The organism is Paucibacter sp. TC2R-5, assembly GCF_025717605.1.
Lineage (GTDB): Bacteria > Pseudomonadota > Gammaproteobacteria > Burkholderiales > Burkholderiaceae_C > Paucibacter_A > Paucibacter_A albus.
In genome coordinates, this window is the sequence record NZ_JAJIRQ010000013.1 from 36,089 (window position 1) to 42,088 (window position 6,000).

At 57.6% G+C, this 6,000-nt stretch carries 5 protein-coding genes; all 5 read right to left on the reverse strand.

Annotated elements, in window-relative coordinates:
* Positions 1–24: 24 nt before the first annotated feature.
* The 5 genes from LNV08_RS22110 to LNV08_RS22130 all read right to left on the reverse strand — a co-directional run bounded on the left by LNV08_RS22110 (position 25) and on the right by LNV08_RS22130 (position 5,497).
* A complete protein-coding gene (locus tag LNV08_RS22110; protein WP_263535919.1) occupies positions 25–474 on the reverse strand; it encodes a hypothetical protein in 450 nt (149 codons plus the stop codon).
* A gap of 11 nt (positions 475–485) precedes the next feature.
* Entirely contained in the window at positions 486–1,751 is a 1,266-nt protein-coding gene (locus LNV08_RS22115; RefSeq protein ID WP_263535920.1) for a restriction endonuclease subunit S, read from the reverse strand.
* Positions 1,742–4,183, reverse strand: coding sequence for a type I restriction-modification system subunit M (locus tag LNV08_RS22120; protein WP_263535921.1), 2,442 nt, complete (start codon positions 4,181–4,183; stop codon positions 1,742–1,744). The genes LNV08_RS22115 and LNV08_RS22120 overlap by 10 nt, the downstream gene beginning before the upstream one ends.
* 65 nt (positions 4,184–4,248) lie before the next feature.
* Positions 4,249–5,175 (reverse strand): HNH endonuclease, encoded by a 927-nt coding sequence (locus tag LNV08_RS22125; protein ID WP_263535922.1) that lies wholly within the window; start codon positions 5,173–5,175, stop codon positions 4,249–4,251.
* Between the two features lies 1 nt (position 5,176).
* Positions 5,177–5,497 carry a hypothetical protein gene (locus LNV08_RS22130; RefSeq protein ID WP_263535923.1) on the reverse strand — a complete coding sequence of 107 codons (321 nt, stop codon included), beginning with the start codon at positions 5,495–5,497 and terminating at the stop codon, positions 5,177–5,179.
* Positions 5,498–6,000 lie beyond the last annotated feature (503 nt).

Sequence of the window (6,000 nt, forward strand, 5' to 3'; positions counted from 1 at the left end):
CTGGGTGGCTTCTGGTCAGGCCCATCAATCGCACATGTTGCGCCGGTCAACAAACGCTCGAATTTTTGAGTTGGTCCATTCGGCTGCGAGCGCTAGGACATAGTCTCGTGTCAAATATTGAACAACGTCCTCTTCGCAAACTGGGTACTCGTCGCGACTTGGGTCATCGTCGCGCCATGCCCAGTCCTCACCCTCATTGGTTTTCAGCCACAACGCCTCCCGTTCATAAGGCTTCAACTGGCTGACAGGCCAAGCCAACATGTCATGAATGGATTGCAAATACACGTCCCAATAGACTGACTGCTCACACTGGACTTGCACACAAATTTCATCCCAAGTCGTTTCCAGCCCGGAGTCATCACCCGACAAGGTGTGGTGCATTTTTTGCAATCCAGCCACCGCCTGCCGACACAGCCGCTTGGCGACATCGGTTGCCAGGCCCGTGACGATGCGGCTCTCGCTCAGCTTTTTCATGCCGCCGGCACTCATACGAGGCGGGTCTTTCCGGTCAGCAGCTCTTGCATCATCCCTTGCTTGAGGGCGCGGGTTTTGGCGAGGCGGGATTCGAGGGCGGCGAGGTCGGAGTCCATGTCGGAGAGGACGGCGGCGATGGCGATTTGCTCATCAAGCGTCGGCGGCAATTCCAACGGAATTCGTTCAGCGATCAACCTGTTGATGTTGGTGAGGGCGGAGGCCTGCGAATTGTCGATTAACCAACGCCGTGTCGGGCTAGAACGAAGCGCATAAAACAGGAAGCTCGAATTGGCCAAACCTTCTTTGGCTCGGGTCCGATAAGAAAAGCCTGAAAACACTGTTGGTTCATTTGCTCCAAGGAACTGACTTGGGTAACCAATACCTTCGCGCTTCACCGAGGATTTACCAAACACGATATCTCCAGGTTCAAGGGCGAACGCGGCAACCTCTGCAGTTGATGCTTTGATTCGACCGAGGCGGGCAACCTCAATCGAAGACCCAGCGTAGAGGTCCTGCACCGTCACATACAAGGCGCCAGACCCCATTTCGCTGGTTGGTTTGTTTAGGCCGGGAGTGATTTCCGCCACCTGAACAAGAGTGGAGGCACGCCACTTCCCACTGAACCCCAGCAGGCGGGTTTGGCCGGTGAGGAGTTGCTGCATCGCGGCCTGTTTGATGTCGCGCTTCTTGGCGATCAGCCGCTCCAGCCCGGCAATCAGGGCATCGACATCGGAGAGGGATGTGGCGATGGCACGTTGCTCGGCAATGGGAGGCAGCGCGACTGGGAGCTCCCCAAGGGAAGTCTTGCTGATCGACGCGAGATTTGTTGTTTGTTTTCCGGCCAGTAAAAAGAACTTCCTGGCGCTTTGTGTGCTCGTCCAGACATTCAAGAACTCAGGCAGCAACTGGGGCTTGCAGCGAACGACGAAAACATGATTCTGATGCACACAAGGCTCCGATAGTCCGAGCCAAACAGCACCACGGCCAAGCTTGTCTAGATCACCGCCTTCATTCATAAGCACATCACCCGGCAACACCGAGTAACGTTTCAAGTCCTGTTTGCTTATTTCAATCCTGCTAATTTCGGAAAGGTCAAAGTAACCATCTTGGACATTTGCGACCCTTAGGTAAGCAACAGAGATGGCGTCTGCAACTGCGACGTTTGAATTCTTGGCAATCCCACCGCGAACTTCTGCGACCTCGGCAAGGGGCCAAACTGACCAACTATCAGGTAAGGATTCCGCTTGATCGTTCGTCGCCACTGATATCACCGGCATGTCACGCCCATCCCTTTTAGATGCTCAACAACCTTGGCCGACAAGGCATTCACCTCTTCCGCCAGAGCCGGCAACGGCGCTGCATAACGCTCGGCCAGTTCGCGAATGCGCCGCGTCAATGTCTGGCTAACGCGGTCGAGTTCACCGTATAGGTCTGATGCCATGCGCGCCAACCACTTGTCATTCACCACCAGCAGCTGAATTTCTGTGATGCTGAGCTTGGCATACTGGTCATGCGCCAGTTGATCCAACTGGGCGTCCAACTCCTTGACCGTCTTTTTCAAACCCGCCTCATCGTTGCTGAGCTTGAGCCAGGCTTTCAACACCTTAAGCTCGGCTGCACCGTCCGGGTCAGCGCCAATCTCCTTGATGCGATCCCTCACGGCGGCAGCGTTCACCTTGTCGAAGCCACCAAACACCGCGTCTTCACCGCTGTGCTCTTCTTCCAACTCGTTGATGGCACTGCTGCCGGCGTCCAGTTGCGCTTGCGCTTCATCCAGCGCAACTTGCTGCTTGGCAAAGTAGCGCGCCACGATGAAGGCCTTGGGCACCAGGTCGCAAGCCCAGCCCTTGTCCTTTTTCTTGCCCTTTTTGTCCGTCTCGATAATGCGCGCTGGCTTGGCCACCCAGCCGTCTTGGGCAATGGCGTAGGCATCGTCTTGCATCGCTTCGGCCCAGTAATCCATCAGGTGTTGATAGACGCTGTAGGCATCGATCAGCGGGGCGGGTTTGAAGGTGGCAAGCAGATCTTCGGACAAGACTTCGATGAAAGCCTTGGGGTGCTCGCCCAATTTGAAGCCCTTCATGCGCGGCTCGTTGCGGGCTTGCCAGTCGGCGAAGAGTTGCTTGACCGTGGCCTGAAAAGCGCTGAACTCGGCGTGGCCCAGGATGGCGGCCTTGACTTCGGCGACCGGCTGCTGGAGCTGGCTGTAGCCTTGGCGCTTGTCGTTCGCCAGCGGCGCGAACAAGGTGGCGCGCAGCGTGGGCATGACCTGCCAATACGGGGCCAGCGTGCTGCCGGCACCAAACAGGTCGCGGTCCGGGATGCCACCGTTCAGATGGGCGCTGAGGTCTTGAATGTCTTCGGCCTCGCTGGCGTCGATATAGCGCGGCAGGTTGAGGTTGTAGTCGTTCTTGTCGCTATCGATTTCGCTGCGCGGCACCATGCGGGCGTAGCCGGGCATGTCGTCCAGCTTGTGAAAGCTGTCCACGATACGGTGCAGGTCTTGCTCGCGCAGGCGGTTCTTGTTGCCGTCTTTGATGAAGCCCTTGCTGGCGTCGATCATCATCACACCCTTGCGGGCCGATGCGTTTTCCTTATCCAGCACCAAAATGCAGGCCGGAATGCCAGTGCCATAAAACAGATTGGCCGGCAGGCCGATGATGCCCTTGAGGATGCCGCTGCTGACCAGTTGCTTGCGCAGCACGCCTTCGGCCCCGCCACGAAAAAGCACGCCATGCGGCAAGATGCAGGCGGCCTTGCCGCTGCTCTTCATGCTGCGGATGATGTGCAGCAGATAGGCATAGTCTCCCTGCTTGGCCGGGGGCTCACCCCAGGCGAAGCGCTGATAGGGGTCGGCCGACGGGGTTAGGCCGGTGCTCCAGGCCTTGTCGGAAAACGGCGGATTGGCCACCACATAGTCGTAGGTGCGCAACTGCTCGCCGTCCTTGAACTTCGGGCTGGCCAGGGTGTTGCCGCTCTGGATATTGGCCGTGGGGAAGTCATGCAGGATCATGTTCATCCGCGCCAGGCCGGCGGTGGTGACGTCCTTCTCCTGCCCTTCCAGGGTGATTTTGTTACCGGCTTCGGCCGCCACCTTCAGCAGCAACGAGCCGGACCCGCAGGTGGGGTCGTAGGCGGTGGTGTTGGCCTTGGTGTTCTCGGGCGAGATGCCAATGACCTTGGCGATGACACGACTGACCTCGGAAGGCGTGTAGAACTGGCCCTTGCTCTTGCCACTCTCGGTGGCGAAGTGGCGCATCAGGTATTCATACGCATCACCCAGGATGTCGTCGTGCTCGGCGCGGTTTTGCGAGAAGTCCAGCTCGTCCTTCTGGAAGATCATCACCAGATTGCTGAGGCGCTGCACCATTTCATCACCGGTGCCGAGCTTGTTCGGGTCATTGAAGTCAGGGAAGTCGCTGCGCGCCAGGCGGGCATTGGCATCAATCAGCGGCTGGATGATTTGCGTATTGATCTTGTCGCCGATGTCGGCCTTGCCCTTCAGCGCAATCATGTCCTTGAAGCTGGCGCCCTTTGGGATGACCACGGGCGGCGCGAAGTCGTCGGAATCGGCGTACTTGTCGCTGATGTACTTGATGAACAGCATGAACAGGACATAGTCCTTGTACTGGCTGGCATCCATGCCGCCACGCAGCTCGTCGCAGGAGGCCCAGAGGGAGGAATAAAGGTCGGATTTCTTGATGGCCATGGGGCGGGTTCTGGGTCAGGCGGATTCAGGCTAAATAAGGCTCGGGGCGGCAATAAGCCGGCAGCTTAACGAATGTTTTCCAGCAGTCTCTCTTGGGGGCGAGCCAAGCTGCCAATGGCCAGCTCATCACGCTTGGCCAAAAAGCGATCAAAGCGCGACTGCAACTTGGCTGGCGATGGGCAATCGGACAGAGCCGACGGCAAGGATTCCAGCCTCTTGCCATCAAAGCGGGCGTACTCGCTGTGCTTGATGGAAGGGTGTAAATGAACGCGCAGCTGGGCATCAAGGCCCAGCAGATGCAGGTCAAACAGGGTGTGCAGGTCGGCACGTAGCAAGAGGCCATTGCTCACCTGATAGTCGGCGCCCTCCGCATGCGGCACGATGTGCGCGGCCTCCAGCAAAGCCTCCACCCGCGACTCGCTGATGGGGCAGCGGCGCCCATAGGCTTGCAACAAGGCGGCCCGAAATTGACGCTGACCCCGCCGTGTCAGCACTGCGCGCATTTGAATCTCGTCCTCGGAACCAGAGGACGATTGCTCTGCGGACTCGGCTGCAGCCTCATAAGCATCGGCGTCATCATCAAAACTCGTGCCCGCCCCTTCAGATCCTGACGCCTCAAGACGCTTCGCATCAAACACCGAAATCAGCTCCGCCGGGATCGGTCTAAAGCCGAACGCACCACTGCCCAACGTGCCTACCCGCAAGCCTTCGAACCAGGGATGGCTTGCGGCAGAAAGCGCCCAAGCGGGGTCAAACCGTTGCCCTTCCTGCCCCGAGAAGCGCAGACCGCCCTCATCGAGGGGCTCAATGGCATCAACCACGAAGCAATAAGCAATGGCGTAGTGCGTGCCGGCAGCCGATGGCCTCGCCGTGAGCAACCAGACGATGTCCCCTTCGACGACCTTGACAGGATTCTTGGTGCGGGCGGAGAAGCCGCTCGGTACCGGATTCTCTTGACTCAGCTTGTGATACTGGATGAAGTGCTTGCTCATACTAGATTTGGTCAAACTCGGTTTCGGGCTTCGGTGGCGCAAGACTTGTTGCTTGTGCGACATGGATTGAGAAGTTGAATCTAGCGTTCGACTGGCTCACCAGATGCGCTAGCCACAGCATTTCCTTGACCACGGTCGAACTAAGCCAACCAATCAAAGAACCCTTGGTGGATCGACCACTGCCTTGCTTTGGCGAGAGGGATGTGAGCCTGCGTTCGGGCGGAACGACGTGACCGAAGATCCAAAAGCCCTTGCTTGATTGCTTGGCAGGTAACGCCCGAATGGGAAGCACGGCGCCCTCGCCCACGCGCAGTGGATACATCGTCAGTATTGGCTGTCGAATTCTGGCCATATGGCTTGTTTTTCTTGTCGGCCTCGCCAGGCACGGGGCAAGAGCCCCATTCCTCTAAGAGCTTGCTTTGCCCAGACATTGCCTGAAGCTCCTCGCGCGGGAACTGTCAGGCCATCAACGTGCCGGCCATTCTGCCCGAAGTACTTGACACGCCCACGCCAAGAACCGCACTGCGCTTTCGAATCTAAAGCCGTTGGTCGTTAATGACAACGGTGACGTGGCGTTGAAATCGCCACGCTCAGCACTACAAAACTCAGCCGGTACCCTTTTAGCAACACATATTAATTCGCGCACATTCCTTTAATTCAGCCAATTTCCCAAATATTCATGAATTAAGGAAGTCCTTTTGGGCTCCATAAACCACCCCTTTCTTGAGGTGAGGCCTAGTTGAATCTGCCAATCCACCTGTGGCGAGAACATCAAGCATGGTGGACTTGTGTAGTTTCCCCTGGCGACCGGAAGTGCATTATTGG

Coding starts and splice junctions, on each gene's coding strand:
- LNV08_RS22110 (WP_263535919.1), bottom strand. CDS start 474: ATGAAAAAGCTGAGCGAGAGCCGCATCGTCACGGGCCTGGCAACCGAT.
- LNV08_RS22115 (WP_263535920.1), bottom strand. CDS start 1,751: ATGCCGGTGATATCAGTGGCGACGAACGATCAAGCGGAATCCTTACCT.
- LNV08_RS22120 (WP_263535921.1), bottom strand. CDS start 4,183: ATGGCCATCAAGAAATCCGACCTTTATTCCTCCCTCTGGGCCTCCTGC.
- LNV08_RS22125 (WP_263535922.1), bottom strand. CDS start 5,175: ATGAGCAAGCACTTCATCCAGTATCACAAGCTGAGTCAAGAGAATCCG.
- LNV08_RS22130 (WP_263535923.1), bottom strand. CDS start 5,497: ATGTATCCACTGCGCGTGGGCGAGGGCGCCGTGCTTCCCATTCGGGCG.